We start from the raw sequence: 18,850 nt of genomic DNA, 5'->3' as shown, positions 1-18,850 counted from the left end.
ACAACTCCTTATTTACATCATTTTTCCTTCTTTGGCATATTCTTTTTTAATTCCCTGAAGCAGGTGATGCAGGTTAATACTTTCGTTTTCGTCTTCCAATGTTCTCAGACAGGCATATTGAATAATGTTTACAATATTGGCACCGGTAATGTCGTATTTTTTTGAAAGGTCGTTTAGATTTACGTCTTCAGCAATTCTAATTCCTTTGGGAAGGTTGTTTTTCCAAAGTTGTAAGCGTTCGTTATAAGAAGGTACTTCGAATTCGATTATAGATTGAAATCTTCGGGTGAAAGCTGTATCAATATTCGTTTTAAAATTAGAAGCCAGAATAACCAATCCGGGATGATTTTCTATACGCTGCAGTAAATACGAAACTTCCTGATTGGCATATTTATCGTGTGCATCCCTAACATTGGTTCTTTTTCCAAAAACGGCATCGGCTTCATCAAAAAACAGAATCCAATCTTTATCAATTGCTTTATCAAAAAGGGAAGAAAGATTTTTTTCGGTTTCGCCTATATATTTCGAAATCACCATAGACAAATCAATTCGGTATACATCTCTGTTGGTATATTTACCTAATAGGGAAGCTGTAAGGGTTTTTCCGGTTCCCGGTGCGCCGTAAAACATAACTCTGAATCCTGGTTTTATTTTGGCTTTCATATCCCATTCATGAAGTAAAATCTCGTTGAATTTAAGCCAGGTTTCTATTTCTTTAATCTGATTTAAAGTAGTAGCATTAAGTACCAAATCGCTCCAGTCTAATCCTGTTTCGATTAATTGAGCAGGAAAAATGCTGCTAAGTTGTGGTTTTAGGATTTTTCCGGTTATGAATTTTTCAATGTATTCGTCTTCTAAAATTAATAAACCACTCAGTTTGGGTTCACCATTTGGAACAAGTTCTATTTTGAGGATTCTTTTTTGATACAGAAAAGACTGATTATGCAGATAGTTGTAGAATAAAACCCGGTCTTCAAGATTGTTTCCTGCAATTAAAAACTGAGCCGTTTCGCCTGTTGGCAAAATTCCACGATGATTCTTTGATTTTATACCGCCAAATTCCGGAAGTTCTCCGCCATTGGGCAAATATTCTGCAATAATTGAACTTAGAAAATCAGGTTTAAGATGAGGGACAAGAGCCAAACCCAATAAAAGAATATCGGTTTCTGTCAGATTATTTTCGATAATGAATTCGTTGATAAACCCGTTTGAATCGACCTGATTCAAAACGGGTTTCTCCATTGGATTGTCGGCCTGAAAAAGAGTGTCAAGCTGAAAGACGAATTGGTTTTTTAGATAAGTGAATACATTTTCCATTTTTAACCTACTAATGATTCGATTGAGAAAAAATCTATTTTTGATTGTTTATAATTTCTGATTCTGTTCATAACGGCGTTTCCGTTATGAGATCCGTCAGAATTGGTATTACCTTCAATAGTTTCAATTATATCGCCATGAACCGCTGTTACAATTCCGGTATGAAACCAATCGTTTGTTGTTTTTTCAATCAGAAATATATCTGCCGGTTGTATTAAACCAGAATTGGTTCTTGCCTTTTGATAACGGGTCAGTATATTTTTCTGAATGCCAACTGTACCAACTGTATCACAGCTATACGTTAAAGGCATCAGGGTTTTGAAGTTTTTTCCCTGAATAGAAGCCGCCTGATCAATTATTCCCTGAACAAATCCCATGCACCAAAACCAAGGGGTTCCTTCATTACCATCCATATAGCTTCGCACCCAGGGACCCGTATTACTTTGATTATTAATTACAAGTTCAAAAGGATGATTTTTAAGATGGTTTTTGGCTGTATTCAGAATTAATTCTCTCAGATTATTGCCTGTTATAGGAGTATCAAAAGCTTTTTTAAGAGGCGAAGCGAGTACATCGAATAGATTTTGATCTACACTTCCGGTTTGCGGTAAGTTGTTGAATTTTTGAAAATTAAGCACTGCTTTTTCCGTTGCAGGCCCAAAATCACCATCGATACCCGTTGCAGTTCCCGAGCTTGAATTTTGCATAGCAAATAAATTAAGCCAGGACTGAATTTTTTCAATGTCTTTCTTGTTATTATTTACTCCATTTTTTTGTTGTGTTGCTTTGATAAGCAACTCTTTTTTGTAGAATGTTTTTTGCATGGTTAATGTTTTTTAAGGTTATTGTTCTTTTAGTTTTTATACCTCCCCGGGACCTTTGAAATTAGGACCTACTTGTCTTTGAAAACCGTCTTCATCACCTCCTTTACTTGAATTCAATGGTCTTGAAATAACTTTATGATTTGATGAAGTTGGATTAGAATACCAAAGGAATCGCTCATCTTGATGCGCATTTTTTCCATTTCCTGAGTTCCAGTGTGTAGAAACAGGCGGATTGTGATCGACAGTCGCATCTCCTACAGGAATTGAAGGTTTTTGTACTCCGCCTACAATACTGACGAAATCGGGGTCGTTTCTATAAAATGGTCTTTCATCATTAATATCAGCTTCACTAATGAATCTTGTTCGATTATTTGGATCACGCAGAACGTTGTTTCTTCGATTTAAAGAGGTACTCGTTGAACTTGAACCAGGATAGAAAGTTTGTCTTATATTATATTGAGGAAGTATCTCACCATCAATTCCAACATATCTTGAAAAGTGTTGAATTTCTTGTAATGATTTGATATGAAATAAGCTACCTACGGTTTGCAGGAATTGTCCAATATCTCTTAATTTAGAATTAATATCTGCTTCAGTTTCTGCGACATAACCAGCTCCTTGTCTTGCATGATGAATACCTTCATCTAAAGCATTCACTTTTGTGTATGTTTCATCAAGTTTGTTTTTTATATCAATACTTTGTGGGTCATTTTTTCCATCTAAAGAGTGTTTAGCATTTATTATAGAAATTTTTAATCGGTCTCCAAAACTAGACGCCATCATGACTTGTGCATTACTGCCTTCTCCAACAATATATACTCTATGTGATTCTCCATCCATTGTAAAAGGAAAAGTTAGATTATCGTTTTGAATTTCATTATTTGGGGTTGCAGCTTCTGGCGCGCCTCTTCCCATAAGTCTGTCTAACATAGCCATTCCTCTATCTACAGCCTGATTTACCAACCATGTAAGAGCTTCATCAACCATTTGGCGGACAGAAATAATCATTTCACCAACTCTTGCGCCAATTCCCGAAAGTCCAACCTGATTGGCAAGGAATCCAATTACAATAGGCATGGCTTGCCCCATAGTATTTTCGAGATAGTTGGCTGCTGTGGCTACATTTCCTTTTGCGATATCGGCTACACCATTAACAAAGGAGTTAACCACTTCGAGCATTTCACGTAAGTATTTTATAAAACTTTGAATAGCGCTGTACAAAGCTATCGCTCCATTAATCACCGCCATAATTCCCGTTGGGTCCAGCATGCTTAGCAGTCGGGCTGTTATGCGGTTAACAATGCGTTCCATGATGAAGTTTTTCACGGCGTCGAGAACAGTGTTCCAAAGATTGCTAAGCTGTTCCTGAATTTTATCCCAGATAGCAGCCATTCCGCGTTCCTGAACATCTTTTATAAAAGTCCAGATTCCTTCTAGCGTATTAATCATGCTTCGGATTCGGGCTACACGTGCAGGACCAATTCTAGGATGGGCAGCCAGTTTCTCCCAAATTTTTTCCATCGATATTCCAAGCACTTCTAATACCCATGAAATTACTCCTCGTAAAGAGAAATCAGTCAGGACAGGAATATTGGCATCTCTCAATTCACTCATCAACCAACCGGTAACACCATCAATTAAATGCGTTACAATATTGTCAAAGAATTGAACAAATCCTTGTTTGATGGCACGCAGTATATTTTTAAGAAAACCAATAGGATCTCTTTTGATGTCTTCGATTGCCTGCATAGCTCGCGTTATGATGTTTCCGATGAGGTCGAATGGGAAATTCATAATTTCGAGTATAGCGACAATTACGATTCTGATGATTTCGGCAACAAAGGCAATAAGACGGCCGATTGGTTCTCCAAATTTTGCAATAATTCTAACAAAAGCATCCAGTGGATGTATAAGATCATTGATTGTAAACGAATTCCAGAGATCAGTAAAGAGCTGAATAATTGCTGCAGGAGTCATGTTTAAAGTTGCAACCGCCGCTTCAATCTGACCCGCGATTCGGGCTATTGCGCCCGTTTCAACCATTTGTGCATATTGTTCTTCGCCACCCTCCATCAAACTCATAAAACCTCTGATAAGATTCGGGATTGTTCGTTCGACAGTTTCGTTAGTAAAAGGATCTCGCCCGATAATTACTTTTATCAACGAGTAACCTCTAACAGTTGCGGCCTGGGCAGAAAGCCATGCTAATAATGACTCCTTAACAAGTTCTAATACTTTGAGTGCGACACCTGAGGCAAAATTCCAAACATTTTGCAAAAATACTCCGGCTTGATGAGCAAGTCCTGAAAGATTATCGGCAATGTTTACCAAATTTGATGGTTGAATAGCATTCCAGGCAGCAGTTATGAGTCCGCGAAGTTGTCCTAACAATGAAGTAAAAGTTCCTACCTGAGTGTCGAGCCAATCGGCAGTTTTTTGAAGCGTGCCTCTTTCACGCATTTGTTCAAGCTCTGTTTGCTTGTCTATTAAGATTAGAAAATCTTCTAATATTTCTACCGTTGTTGCGGTAACAGCTTCATCGCGTAGCGGATCGTATTTAATTATTTTTTTGATTAATGCCCAAGCTTTGTTTTCTGCTAAAAGTGGTTCTGCAACACCAATCAATGCTTCTTTTATCCAGGTAATAATTTGTGCTACTGTAGCTCTTACAAAAGTGGTTACTCTGTTTACTAATTCTATAAATTTATTAGCGATTGAATCAATAATGCCGGTGTAAGGAAAGGATAGTTCGTGCCAAACTTCTTCGACAAGATCTAATATACTTTCGGTTGTTAATCCAACTTCATCTAATTTTCCTTGTACCCAGTCAAAAACCTGTTGTAGAATATTGTATTCCTGAAGTTTGTCGAATATCGCTGTCCCAAATGGGATAAGCCCCATTAATCCTTCTACAAGATTAATCGGAGTTCGTTCTACATCAACTTGTCGTAACGGATCGTAACCAATAATAACGGTAAAAAGCGTGTAACCGGGAATGTGCCTAGCCTGGTTGATTATCCAGTTGGGAACTAAATCCAGAAACGAACCCTGAATCATTTCGGGAGCAGGGGATATCTGCTTTGGTTTTTGTCTGATTGCTGCTCCTTGTTGTACTGTATGTGTTAATTCGTGCGCCAGTAAGTGCTTACCATCTTGAGAATTTGGATTGTATTTTCCCTGATTAAAATAAATATTGTTTCCGGTTGCAAAAGCCTGCGCTCCCATTTGCTGGTTCATTTGAACAGCAGTTGAGTCATTGTGTATGCGAACATTGCTGAAATCGGCTCCAATACCGGATTCCATTTCGGTTTTTACTTTTCCTGATAAAGGAGAACCACCGCCTTTACTACTGTTTAAGGTACTTTCAAGATTAGAAGCATCAGATGGGTTTGCATCTGCGGCGGCGCTCATCTGTAATTCTTTTTCGTCTTCTTTGGCCTGAATTTCCTCTTCCTCTTTGGCCTGAATATCTTCTTCTTTTTTCTTCTGGATTAGTGGTTTTGAAGGAAGACTTTTTTCTTTGACTTTAGGACTTTCCATTTTAACGGCATCGGTTTTATTTGGAGCAATATCTATTTTTTCAACCGCATTTTTTTTCTGAATTTCGTCTTCTTTTTTTGGTTGAACCAAAGATTTAGAAGTACTTGTTTTTTCCTTTGGTTTAGGAGATTCAATTTTGTTTTGAACAGATTCTTCTTTTTCAACTTTTAATTGAATAACAGGAGTGATTTTCTGAACTGTAGTTTCTTTCTGAACCTCTTTTTCAGGACTATTTTTTTTCTGAATTTCAGTATCCCGTTTGTTTTGGATAACGGGCGAAGCATTAAAAAAAGGTTCAGGAGTCGAAGCATTTTTATTATGAACTACTTTTAGTTTTGGCTGAACAACCGGAGAGATTCTTTCTACAGCTGTTTTTTTCTGGATATCACCGTTTTTATTTTCTGTATGAGTTTCGGTTGCTAATTTGTTCTGAATAGCTGGAGATGCTGCAAAGAATGGGTCAGGAGCAATGTTCTTTTTATTCGAAACAACTGTATCCGCTACTTTATCTGCTTCGGCTTCATATTTATCATTCGATTTACCAATACTGAGTTTTGCCTGAACACCAAAAAAATCCTCACCCTTTCTCGAATTGAAAGAGGATGAAGCAGAGGGCTTTGACTTTGCTATTTGGTTGAATGCAGCCATATATTACTAATGCTACTTAATTTACTATTGTCTGTGTTTTGTTCCTTTACCGGTAAAGGCATTTGCTCCACATGTTTGCGCAGTTGAAATGCTCAAAGTAAATTCATCTACCTTTGGTGCAGTGAAATTAAACGGAACTGTCCCACCAACGCTGAGTTGCATAGGTCCCATGACAGTTTTTCCTGTTGAATCTGTGATCTCTACACGATACGTTGGACAAGTGTTACCCTTTTTGTTTTTGGTTGTGGTTAATGTGATCGCAAATAATTTGCAACTTTTAGTTGATTTTAATGTTTCAAGATGGACTGGTTCTGATGAAAACGTGAATCGATTGAATATATCGCAATCTTTTTTCGTTGGTGTTTTTTTCTTTTTTCCACCTTTTTTTTCTACTAAAACATTGTCTAATGTTCCCATAGTTTCCGGACCTACAAGACCGTCAATTTTATTCAAACCGTTGTCAGTTTGGAAGCCGATTACAGCATTTCGGGTTTCGGTTCCAAAATCGCCATCTGCACCAAATTTTGGTAAACTTTGACCAGCTTGCATCAAGCCTTCTTGCAATTCTGCGACATATTGACCTTTTTGCCCTGTTGAGATAAGCATTTGATTATCATTGGCTTTCTCAAGTGGAGGGTTGCCTCTAAATTGTGGGTTTTCCGGTTGTTCTGCCTGCAAATCTTCAGGATGGTTTTCAATAGAGGATTTTTGTATCGTTCCTGATTTTTGTTTGGCCCCGGTTTGTTGAACAGTGTGTGTTAATTCATGCGCCAGCAAATGTTTTCCTTCCTGAGAACCGGGATTGTATTTACCTTGGTTAAAATAAACATCATTGCCATTGGTAAAAGCCTGAGCTCCTAATTCCTGACTCATTTGTACAGCGCTGGCATCAGTATGAATTTTTACGTTGCTAAAATCAGTTCCAAAGCCGGATTCCATTTCTTTTTTGGTGTTTTTATCCAGACCAGCTCCGCCGCCTTTTGAGTTGTCGAGTTTTCCTTCCAACTCATTATCCTGAATTTCGCTTTCTGTATTATTTCCCTTTTTCTGAACTGGTTTTTCTTCTTCTTTTTTATCTTTTTTCTGAACCTTATCTTCATTCTCGCATTCGGCACATTTTTTCTGAACTTTTTTATCCTCTTCCTTATCTGATTTTTTTTGAACAGATTTATCTTCTTCTTTTGTTTCTTTTGCCTGAACCGAAGAAATGGTTGCTGAAATTGGTTTTTGCTGCACTTCTTCTTTCGATTGCAAAAGTCCTCCCGCAGATGGTTTACTATTAACCACTTTATCAGCTACATTATCAGCTTCTACCTCATATTTGTCTCCAACTGTTCCTGTTTTTAGCTTTTTCTGAATTTTGGGTCCAAAAAAACTGGAAGTATCAGGACTATTTCTTTTTCGTTGTTCAAATGCTCTCATAACTTTAAAATTTTACCATTGGGTATAAATTAATTTCTCTATCCACGGAATCTTGACGATGGTAATATTCCACGGGATTTTTTCAAGTAAAAGATCCTGTGTTTTTCTTTCAATAGTCAACTTCGGATTCGATTCACTCCAATCCAGTTTGCCTTCTCTCTGAAGAAATTCAGTCCTTAATAGGTCTGTCGAAGTGCTTTTTAGGGCTGTCCAGTGTTCTAGAACCGAGAGCAGCATTTCTTCAACCTGCTGTTTGTGTTTTTTCTCAATTTTGATTTCTCTTTGTATAGATTCTTCGATATCTATTCCGCATAAAAATTTCTCAAAAAGCATCAGATGTTCATAATCGTTTTCTTTTTTTGTAGCAGCATAATGCAAAATATGCGCAGCTAATTCCTTGTTTATAATGGAATTATCATGGCCAATTAAATCGCAGTTTTTAAGCATTTCTTTCAAGAACGGATGCAAAATGATTAAACCCGCATTTTGTACATAAGACGATACCGAATCATCTTTTTCTTCCTGAAAACGATCTTCATTTTTTAATTGAATTTCGGATGTATTAGAAGAATCATTTTTAAGGCTTTCAGATGTAGGTTCTTGTTTTACAGTCGATTTTGTTTTTTCTGAATCTAAATATTTGTCGTTCATTCTCTTTAATTCCGCATCACTTGTAGCAATAGGAAAAAATGTTCTGAGGTTTTGGATAAAAAGCTCAAAAGACATTTTTTCTGATGAGAATTCTGTTTGTTTTTGATGATAAAAATGAATGATTTCTATCGGTTTTTTTTCATTTGAAACTTCAAAAAGCAATTGCCAGAATGATGTTTTAAATTCGTGTGACTTATGGTTCAGAAGCTGTATTAGTTTATTTTTTGAATGTGTTTTTTGTTGGGTTTCTGAACCCAAAAGGGCAGCGGCAAAAAGGGCAATTTCCTGATTTGAAAACTGATTTATAATACGGTTCTGAACTTTTTTCTGTTGAATTAATTTGCTAAACGGAATTTTGAAAATATCGTTTTTAATGTTTTCGAAATTCATTTTTTCAAAAAAGACTATTTCATCTCCACCAGAAATCCACCAAGGCATGTTGCCGTTTTCTATAAAATAGAGTAAGGTTTTGAGGTCTTTATTCTCAGGTAAAATAGTGCGGATTTCTGATTCGTTTTTGTTCTCATTTTTCGCTGTTTTTTGTACCTCATTTAGCCTTTTTTGAATCTCTTTTTCAATCTGATTTTTTATGTCTTTTTTGGCTTCACTATTCGAAAGAAAAATATCTGTTTTACCTGTATTTGAATTGATGGAAATTTCTATTTTTTCGATCTGAACGATCTGATTGTTAATGTTTTCTATAGTGTCGAATTGCTTTTCTAAAACAGGAATAATATCATTTTGTACAAACATGGCAAGGTTGTTTTTTATAGAATTTGCCATCAGGATAGAGTGCGTATCTATTTCTAAAAAAACTTTTTGGATGCTATGTGTATTTTTAGTCATTTTTCTTTGGTATTACAAAAAATATTTCTACATTTGCTATGAACCGATAGGTTATACTGGGAAAATATAGGTGCCATGATTGGCATCAGCTCCCCATTAAAGCTTGAGATTTGTCTGATTAAGGCAAGTGTCTCAAGCTTTTTTATTTGGTATCACCCGGCTTCCTTGGAGTTCTCTTGGTAATAGCACGTTTAGTTGTTTTTTTGGTAATGATAGCCTTGCTTATTTTTTCTGTGTTAACAAAGACTCTTTTTTTGATACCCTCACTTTTAGCCATAAAATTTGTTTCTATCTTAATAAAGAAACCATTGGTAGGTTTATAAAAATAGAATTCGGCTCTTTTGGCAAATCTGCTAAATAGCTCTTCAAAATCTGAAAGGTTTACATTTCTTGTAGTATCAATGTGAATCATGTATTTGCTCACTTTGTCTTCGTTATGAATCTTTTTTCTTAAATTCATAAACAATACCAGCTCGTCGTTTGTATCGTCGATATTATCAAGATAGTAAGACTGCATTGTTGTATTAACATAGTTTCCGCTTGTCCAGTCACCACCAATATAAATGTCATTATAACGCTCGTCTATTTGCTTGATTTGCTGAGCAATATTTAACAATTCATCTGCTACTGTGGTATCCTCATATTGCCCACTTTCATAAATCATTGGAATACTATAATAATCATTAAAGATTTTAGGGAATCTTGTAAATTCTTTTGTCTCTTTATGAAATCGTAATTCGCTTCTTAAATATTCGAATTTGTTCCAATCATCATTAAAGCGTCCAAAATCGTCATCGTCTTTGTTAATTGGATCGTAATTAGCATGTATTTTTTTGTAAATATTGGCTTTGTGCGAATTAACAATTGAACAGGTTATTTTATTTGAACTGTAAACTTTGCCATTTTTGGTCACTCCGGATTCTGTAAATTTATAAGTTGGAGTATATCTTGAGAGTGTAATGTCTTGAATTTCAAACTCGAAAGTGTCTTTTTCAAGTCGCATAATTTTGACTTTTTTCTCTTCTTCGATAAAATCAAATAATAAACCAGTTGGAAACTTTGTATTAAGTGTTTCCATTACCACATGCAAACGGCGCGCAAGAATTTGATCTATTGGTATACTTACTTCAACATTGTCTGTAATTAAATTGACACCATTTATCGTGTATCTTTTTACGCTTAGTTTGTAGTGCGTTGGTAGATTAACTTGTTTGCTTTTGGTACCTCTTATACTTCTGGATAAATTGTTGATGTATCGTAACGAACTAATCCACGGATATAAACATCCCATAATGGTGCAGCATCCTAAGCCATTGTCTGGGCTTATTTTGCCTTCAATACTAAAATCAGTTATAAATGTAGTTCCGGATTTCAGCAGCAATAAAGTTCCGCCTTTTTTTACGCCAGCTTTGTGTTCGAATGAATAATTGGTGTTGAATAAGATTTTTAAATCGGCGGCATTTTCAATAATATCCAGAATATAAAAATCAAAATCTAATCCGTGTTCTATTTTTTTTGCATTCAAAAACGTTTTTACATCGTCGACGCTGTCGTTTAGATAACCTTCAATTCGGTAAAAATCATAATCGTCTATGCAATAACCCAGCGGAGTTTTGATATAATCGTTGTTGACCAGATTTGCGGTGTGATAGCTAAAATTGGTTTGATGTATATAAAGATTACTTTTTTCAAAATCCCAGGCATGCAATAAATTATCGTCTACATTATAGTAATACGGAACTGATTTAGCACCCAATTTTCCCATTGTTTTTGAGGGTGTAATTTTAATACTATTGGCAGTTGCCTGATAATTATCTAAAATGCCTTTTAGTCTTCTGATTAAAGAATCAAAATTGCTGAATGTTTTATTCTGATCTAAAACTGTTGCTTTGTAAAATTGATGTCTGTAATTTTTAAAGCGATTATTGTCTTCTACAAATCCTAAAAACAAATGTTTTGGAAATGAACCAATAGGTGGATTACACTCTGTTTTAAGCTGAATAAAAAGGTCTTTCAATTCTTTGTAAGTTGCTATAATATCTTTTAATAAATCGTATCGATAATGTATATCTGCCGGAATATTATTTGAGTCAATTACAAATAAGACATTGATACGATTAATAATTGCGGTAAGTTGTGTGTTATAACCAAAAGGCAAAAGAATGGTGGTTAAATTGTCGATTAAATCAGTTCGAAAAGCACTATCATTGACAACGGTATTAAATAATTGTTTGATTTTAACGGCAGTCGATGTACTGTTAAAAGTTGGAATTACTTTTTTTACACCCAATTCGTCAAGCAAACTGTATTTTTGATAAACATCGTATTTATTAAAAAGTGAATCTTTTACCGGAGAACCGTTTTTGCCAATAATAATATCAGCAGTTGCCTGGCTTACAACAAGTACTCGCAAGTTAAAAACTTCTTCGCTGCCTTTATTAGAACAATCGGTTTCATCACACAATGAAGCATCCTTATTATAATTTTCGAGATAGAGAATAATTATATGGTTTTTTAAGTTACTAGGAAAAGTATTCAACCATGATTCTCCGGTGCCCAAAGTAGTTCCGGGAAGTAATTCCCACATTTGGTGCATTGTGGTGGGACTGCTTTTAAAAGCTGGATAATCAGCCTTATCAATATCAAATTTTTTATAGGATTTATAATCAAGTTTTGGAATGTCGATCGACAACAATTTTTGTTTAAGCTCATTTGCCTTTGCCTGATCAGTAGATGGTATTGTTAATTTTATCAAATCGCCGTCAGTAGTAATTCCGTTTCCCTGCGTTATGGATAGGATAGTGTTGCTGGCATTGATTGAAACCTGAAAGCCGCAAACAATTCCTGTACCGGTAAGAAAGATTCTGCTTAATCGATTTTGGTCATCAAAATAATCAATAGTTTCATTGAGCTGATAATGTGTTAACATCTGATCTGCTACATAACTATGATAATTTCCTGTAATGTTGGTAAGTTTTGTTGCCATGACCTTGTATTTTTATATTGTTCCTAAATTTGTTCTTCCTAATACTATTTTTCCTGAAATATCTTCTTCTTCATCTACACAATTGTACAACGTACCTGTTGGATAAATAGAGTTTAATTTTGATAATGATTTGATGAATTTTGGTAAAGCATCTTGTTTGTTTTGCGTTTTATCCATCAGAAAATTTTTAAAATCTTTTTCAAAATCGAGCAAGTCATTATCCGTTGGTGTGATTTGATCCTTTCGATAGCCAATCCAGCAAATTTTACCTAGAATGTGTGATGGAATTTCCTGTCGGATGACGTCTTCGGCAAAATTTCTAAAATCAACATCTGCAAAACGATAAGTATATCCGGGCAAAACGACACTAATTTTAAACGAGTACGGATTTGGCGTACAACAATCACCAGAGCAATCGTCTGCACAAATTGGCATATAATAATTTTCGTTAATTGCTTCATCAGGGTTGGGAACCAGCAGGATATGTTCTACCAGAAAAATGCCTTCATCGCTAAATTCTTCTTTAAAGAAAATAAGCAATTCAAGCATTGCTGCTTTTACTTCTTCGAGAGTTTCGTACAATTTATACTGACGTGCAATGATTCTGTCCGGATTGCTGAGATCATCAACAAATTCGGGATTTATGATATGAAATGAATATTTGTGAGTATCTGATTCTATGACTTCAAAAGTGTCGATAACAGTGTCTTTAAAAGCAATTCCGTTGGCTCTGTTTTCGAAAAGATTTTCAAATTCATGCTCAATTTCTTTTTCACTGGTTTCGTAAATTTTCAGAATCGAAAAGTACATTTCCTTAACCGCATCACGTTGATCCAGATAATCTTCGGTCGCAGTCAGGATTATTTGATTAGCACTGTTTCTGATTCTCCATCTAAAATGATTGGGAGTTACACCCGGACTTGGGTCATAAAGCTGGACAAACAAACCAGAGATATCTTTTCTTTTAATACCTCTTTTGCCCGTAATAGGGTTTTTATCGCCTCTAATTCCCAGTAAACCTGCAATTCGATTTTCTAATCCGGTGACATTAAAAGTATTCCACAAATTAGATGCAGGCTGATTAAAATAATTAAATCCGCTGCCTCGTTTGCTGCTTATTGTATCGTAATTGATTAAAAAATCGGATTTGTTTTGCAGTACAATTTCATCTGCAGATGCGCCGTACAATGATTTCATTAAAAAAGCATATTCTGAAAATCGTTCTGCAAATCGTGCAATAAGATGGTCTTTTATCTGGTTTTGTCTTACAATGGCATCATCAAAATCACCAAATAATAATTCGTCCAGTTTTTCTTCACTTGATGACAGATACTTATTATTTGCAATTTCATCAAAACCTGTCATATCAGTAATGGTCTGAGTAAAATAGGTATTTGGCAGGTCGCCGCTTATAGAAAGTAATTCTTTGACATTGCTTAATTGCTTGAAATAACTCGCCAGAATTTGATCAAAAAATAGCAAATATCCTTTCAATTGTTTGGCTTTGGCTTTTCGTTCCGCGCTGGCAGATTCAGACAGGCCAATTTCGCCAATACCATAGTTTTCAGGAAAATTATTGGTGATACTGGTATAAAAATCAGCTTCTGTAATTTTGCCTTTCGGAATGTTTATTTCCCTGTTTTTACTTGCATCTTGCTGCGAATAATTAAACTCATCTTTTAAATCGTCTAAATATTTTTTTGCTTTTACTTTATTGACTGTAACAGGCAAAACACCTTTGCTAAAGTTTAATGTACTTTTATTACAAAGACTTGGTTTTTTATTGGCCGGAATGCAAATGTTCCAGACGCTTCCGTCTTTTTCGATTTTATCACAATTGTTTAGTGAGATGTCTTTTATTACAGATACACCTTCTACACCCATGATGATCTGCATAATGTCCGAAAGGCGTACTTCGGTTCTTAACGAAGATTCTTCGAGTTCTTTAGTATCAATAAATCCTCCGTCGAGAAAAGGGCCTTCAAAAATCTGATCGCTTGAATATTTTTTCTCAAACATTTCGGCCAATGAATAGAATTTAATGCTTGGCGAAAGGTATTTTTCAAGTTCAAAAGTAATTTTTGCGTGAATGTATTCTTCGTTAGCTTCAGGTTCAATTTCGATTAAAGCACAAACGGCAATGGGCTGAATTTCTATTTCTTTTACCTCCAAAAGATCTTCGCAAAGATTTCTGTTGGCGTGAAATTTTTCGATGATTTTAGTTTTAAGCAATTCTTTTTGAGCCAGATTAGTTTCATTAAAATCAACCAGTATATTGTAGTATCCTTTAATTTCTGTTTCTTTTATGAAAGTATCTAAGGTTCCGGCAAAATCTGCTTTTTTAAGTGAAATTTTTGCGTCTTTGCAGTTGACGTATAGTTTTTTGGTCGTTTTTTGAAGCCAGCAATTTTTAATTTTTTTCGAGTCGACATCAATTAAGATTTTTCGATAATCAAGAGCCGTCACAGCCTGAGTGGGTAAAATTTGAGAAGCCGTAAAAAACTGTTCCTCAATTGGGGTAGAAGCGTTGCTTAATAAATCTTCGATTGGCAAATTGATTCTCATTCCCAAATCGGTGATGGCGAAACAAAGTACTTCCAGAATCGTAATTCCGGGATCGTGCGTATTGTAGTCGGTCCAGAACTGACTTCCTAATGATTCGATATACTCGATTCCTTTTTTTCGAAGGAAATCAAAACTCATGTCATCATTAGAACTGACGTCTTTTGGGATGCTGATATGTTGGTTTACAGTTGACATTCTTCTTTTTGTTCTATGGTTTTAACAGTACATTCTGTGACATCAGTGCTGATGAGATGGTTTTTGGCCGAAACTAAAATCGATTTGGGATTTGAAGGAACAGCAACTTTATCTGAAACGGCTCCATCTTTAAGCAGTTTTACATCTTGCAGATAATCTACATAACCTAGTTTTTCGATGTAATTTATGAGCTGGCTAGAGTGTATTTTGACTCCAAATGTGATGGGACTATTTTTGTCGAGTGCCCAAGGCGATAAAAATTTGATAATATCGGCATTGAGTTCCTGCATATAGAAATTTTCATCATAACCAGGTCTGAATTTCACTTTTAAATCAACCTTAACTTCTTCATACTGCGGGTTGATAACATAAGTGGTTACGTGCATTGAGTTCAGCTGGTCTATATAATTTTTAACCTTGTTGAGTGTTGCTGTGCTCACACGTGGTTTAAAAACATCAAATACGTTTTTGTTTACCGTGTCCGGAATGACAACGAGAGTCACATTGCCGGGCGATTGATAAGACGTATCGCAGGTATGGTTGAGACATTTTACTTTATACAATCCGGGAAATTCCTGAAGGATAATATGCTCATAATCCCACATCGTGATGGCGCGATTTTTATTTCGAAGACGTTCGCTAATTCTTCGGTAATAATCTGCATTTGCTTCTTCGGGTTTATAATCAAAGCTGTTATAGGGTTGTGTAACCGATTTGACATTACTTTGTCGTTGAATTAATTTAGAAATGGTCGTAGCTTCTAATCCGGTTTCCAGATGCGATAAATCATTTGAATTATTCTGGAAAGTTGCCAAAACTGCCTGCGAATGAATTCCGATCATTTTGCAAACCACATCGTATTTTTTATGCATTTTGGCTCTAAGCCAAATAAAATTTTTAGGAAGTCTGGTGTTATTTTGAGTAGCTTCTTTTGGTAGGCTGAATTTCAGGATTCCCGATTGAAGTAAATTATCGGTTTCATTCAGCAATATATCCGAATAGTCGAGAATGCGCCATTCGTTATTGCCCAAAACAGCCCATTCTACTTTTTGTTTTCCGGAGAACGATTTTGCTTCTGGATTTTCGCTTCCTTCCAAAACCTGAAAAAGCAAGGTAATTTGTTGCAATTCCTTTACATTTTCTAATCCTATAAACAGTTCTCCGCCTATGCAATAGGTAGGAATCAAATAAGAATCTTTGTTTTCCGGATATCCCAGTCTTGATTTTAAGAAACCGTGTTCTTCTGCATATCCAAAAGGATGGATATGAAATAATTTTGCTTCGTTTTTATTATAAATATCTTCTAAAGTATCCAGGCCTATTGCCTTAAAATTAATCGTTTCAGAAGCTGTGTAACTTAAAATGAGATTTTCAGCCAAAGGTGTGTAAGGCTCATTTGGGATAACCACATTTTCGTCTTCGGTAGAAAGGGCAAGTGCATAAATTTTGGAATATAAATTATGCAGAAAAGGTTTGTCTAATGTTAGTTTTAACTGACCATTTTTCTTAGTACTATAATCAGTATTACTTATGTCAAAGGTTGTTTTAAACGCTGGAATACCATTAAATAAGGTTTTGACAGTAGCATCCTTCCAGATATTATTGGATAAAATGGATAATATATATTCAAAATAAGTATTTGCTCCTACGATTGCGTCAGCAGGTTTAAACGTACCAGGAGTACCAACAGTAGTACTAATATTTAATACACTATCCTTAAATTCTTTTGTAGTTATTGTATTTAGAGCTGAGTTTTTGTACGCTTTATAGTGTTCTACAAAACTAGCCGGAGTATTTTTCCAGACGATATCAACATTGATCTTGCTCCAGTTTTTGGCAAAAGCTTCGTTGTATTTGATGTAAAAATTGGAACCTTTTACGGGCTGGGAAGAAAAAGGGAAAAACGGTTTTGCGGCATTAATTATTCCGTTATCGTTTTCTAAAACGGTATTCTTAATATTTTGAACATCAATATTGATGTCGATTTTTTCTAATTTGTTTTCGGCCAATGATTTATACAAATCATATCCATTGTCTTTTGTAATGTCGAGATTGAATTTTGCAACCGGTAAATCAGTAACAAATTCTTCACCATATATTTTGGGATCATATCCTGTAATGGCGTCTACACTTTCATCAAGTTGGAAGACAATTTTAAGGACTTTTCCAATTGCTGATGTGGTATAAGTTTCGGATGGTCTTAACGTTACTGATGGCGGTATTGGCAGATCAAACCATTTTTTGGCTGTGGTTAGCTGAAGACTTAAACAGTCAATAATGATAGCCTGAGTTACATTAGTGATAGTGCTCTCAAAAGTAAAACTCATCTCAACGCTGCGTTTTCCTTCTGCTAAAGACAGAATAGGAGAGGCAACTGCAAACCCCAGAGCAGCATTAGGCAAATTAGGTAATCCGGTAGGTGGTTCAGGATTGACCACATATCCAAAAGGCCACCATTGTGTATTGTTTTTATCCGGGAAAGCGCCTCCCAAACCGTCGTAAGAATTTGCGATTGGGCTGGCGATTATTTTTTTTGTTTCAATGTCATTATATACATTTTTCAATGATGAAACGACAGTTTTATTGGCTATTAATTCATTGTTAGAATAATAGTTTCTGGTTTTCCCTAAAGCATCTTTACCACCATCAAATCCGGTTTTGGTTTCGATTTTTTCCTGAATAGCATTTTTTGCCAATTCAAAAATCATATAGACTTTATCCGGTGTTGGGGGTAATTTTTCGAGTTTTAATATTTGATTGTAGTAAAAATCGAGGTGACGTTTGGTAAGGCCGTTGTATCTTTTTTTGCTGTTTTCCAGCAACATTAAAAATGCGATAAATAATGTTAAGTGTGGTGTAATGGCATAGTTCTCTTTTGATTCGGCAATTAGAGTATCCAGTTCTTTTTTTGCCCGATCCAGTAGTAATTTATTTTCGACAGTTGGGTTTTCACTGGGTAGCTTAAAAAAATCAAAAAAAGGTTTCCAATCGCCTGAAGGTTTTTCTGAATTGGAGTTTTGATAATAATTTACATATTCAGAAAAATTATGAGCAAATAAAATCCAATCTGCTTGGTCAAAATCATTAAGATGAATGTTTTCAGGTTGTAACGCGTTGAGATAGCGTTGCTTTTGGTCGCTGCCATTAGAACTCAAAACACTCAATATAGTGGTACAATTACTCATCTTTTTAACAATTTATAAATTGGTTCCTTCTTGTTGGTAAAATGGATAAACCATATTTATTCTCGAATTGGTAGCGCGTACTTTAAAATCTATCAGTACTAATAATTCGCCACTCAAATCGTCGCCTTTGGTAATGTCAATTTTTTCAACGTCAATTCTTGGTTCGTGATAAAGAATAGCCGTTTTAATTAGCTCAGAAACAAATGTTTTTAAGGTTCGGTTCAACGGATTAAAAATCAATTCATCCATATTACAGCCATATTTGGGCTGCATGATCCGCTCGCCAATTTTAGTTGAAAGCAAAATCTCCAAACTGCTTTTAATGTCTTCTTCATCAGTCAGCATTGTTACTTCTTTGGTACTTACTTTAAATTCAGGCGGAAAACTCCATCCTATACCTAAAAAATCTTGTGTTGTTTCCATAATTGATTCAGTTGCTGGTCAATTTTGTGTAGTCCCTACGGGACAACATTATCCTTCTAAATTATTTGCTACCAATATGTAATCTCTACGAGATATAGTATTTTATATAGTAACAAAAGGTTCCAATAAATAATCCGTTAGGATTTAAATGTTGGTAGTATAATCGAGCTCCATCAGATAAAAATATCCCGTAGGGATTATACCTGATTGTTTTTAGAGTTAGATGATTTACAGTATTTTAAATGATA

At 35.3% G+C, this 18,850-nt stretch carries 9 protein-coding genes; all 9 read right to left on the bottom strand.

Annotated features, from left to right (window positions below; translation table 11 throughout):
* Positions 1–12: 12 nt before the first annotated feature.
* The 9 genes from LPB88_RS11825 to LPB88_RS11785 all read right to left on the bottom strand — a co-directional run bounded on the left by LPB88_RS11825 (position 13) and on the right by LPB88_RS11785 (position 18,602).
* The gene (locus LPB88_RS11825) at positions 13–1,317 is read right to left on the bottom strand and encodes an ATP-binding protein (RefSeq protein ID WP_230715759.1); all 1,305 of its coding nucleotides are present in this window, start codon (positions 1,315–1,317) and stop codon (positions 13–15) included.
* A gap of 2 nt (positions 1,318–1,319) precedes the next feature.
* Complete coding sequence (locus LPB88_RS11820; protein WP_230715757.1) at positions 1,320–2,141, bottom strand: peptidoglycan-binding protein; 822 nt, start codon at positions 2,139–2,141, stop codon at positions 1,320–1,322.
* A 36-nt stretch (positions 2,142–2,177) separates the two neighbouring features.
* The gene (locus LPB88_RS11815) at positions 2,178–6,329 is read right to left on the bottom strand and encodes a DUF4157 domain-containing protein (RefSeq protein WP_230715755.1); all 4,152 of its coding nucleotides are present in this window, start codon (positions 6,327–6,329) and stop codon (positions 2,178–2,180) included.
* A gap of 24 nt (positions 6,330–6,353) precedes the next feature.
* Entirely contained in the window at positions 6,354–7,751 is a 1,398-nt protein-coding gene (locus tag LPB88_RS11810; RefSeq protein WP_230715753.1) for a DUF4157 domain-containing protein, read from the bottom strand.
* A gap of 12 nt (positions 7,752–7,763) precedes the next feature.
* On the bottom strand, positions 7,764–9,248 hold the full coding sequence (locus LPB88_RS11805; RefSeq protein ID WP_230715751.1) for a contractile injection system tape measure protein: 1,485 nt from the start codon (positions 9,246–9,248) through the stop codon (positions 7,764–7,766).
* Positions 9,249–9,390: 142 nt separating this feature from the next.
* Positions 9,391–12,234, bottom strand: coding sequence for a hypothetical protein (locus tag LPB88_RS11800; RefSeq protein ID WP_230715749.1), 2,844 nt, complete (start codon positions 12,232–12,234; stop codon positions 9,391–9,393).
* A 12-nt stretch (positions 12,235–12,246) separates the two neighbouring features.
* The gene (locus LPB88_RS11795; RefSeq protein ID WP_230715747.1) at positions 12,247–14,994 is read right to left on the bottom strand and encodes a hypothetical protein; all 2,748 of its coding nucleotides are present in this window, start codon (positions 14,992–14,994) and stop codon (positions 12,247–12,249) included.
* Positions 14,982–18,179 carry a baseplate J/gp47 family protein gene (locus tag LPB88_RS11790; protein WP_230715745.1) on the bottom strand — a complete coding sequence of 1,066 codons (3,198 nt, stop codon included), beginning with the start codon at positions 18,177–18,179 and terminating at the stop codon, positions 14,982–14,984. The genes LPB88_RS11795 and LPB88_RS11790 overlap by 13 nt, the downstream gene beginning before the upstream one ends.
* A 12-nt stretch (positions 18,180–18,191) precedes the next feature.
* Complete coding sequence (locus LPB88_RS11785) at positions 18,192–18,602, bottom strand: GPW/gp25 family protein (RefSeq protein ID WP_230715742.1); 411 nt, start codon at positions 18,600–18,602, stop codon at positions 18,192–18,194.
* Positions 18,603–18,850: the final 248 nt, after the last annotated feature.

Source organism: Flavobacterium sp. JAS, from assembly GCF_020991455.1.
Taxonomy (GTDB): Bacteria; Bacteroidota; Bacteroidia; order Flavobacteriales; family Flavobacteriaceae; genus Flavobacterium.
Note: the sequence above shows the minus strand (reverse complement) of the source record. Positions and strands in the feature narration are given on the sequence as shown.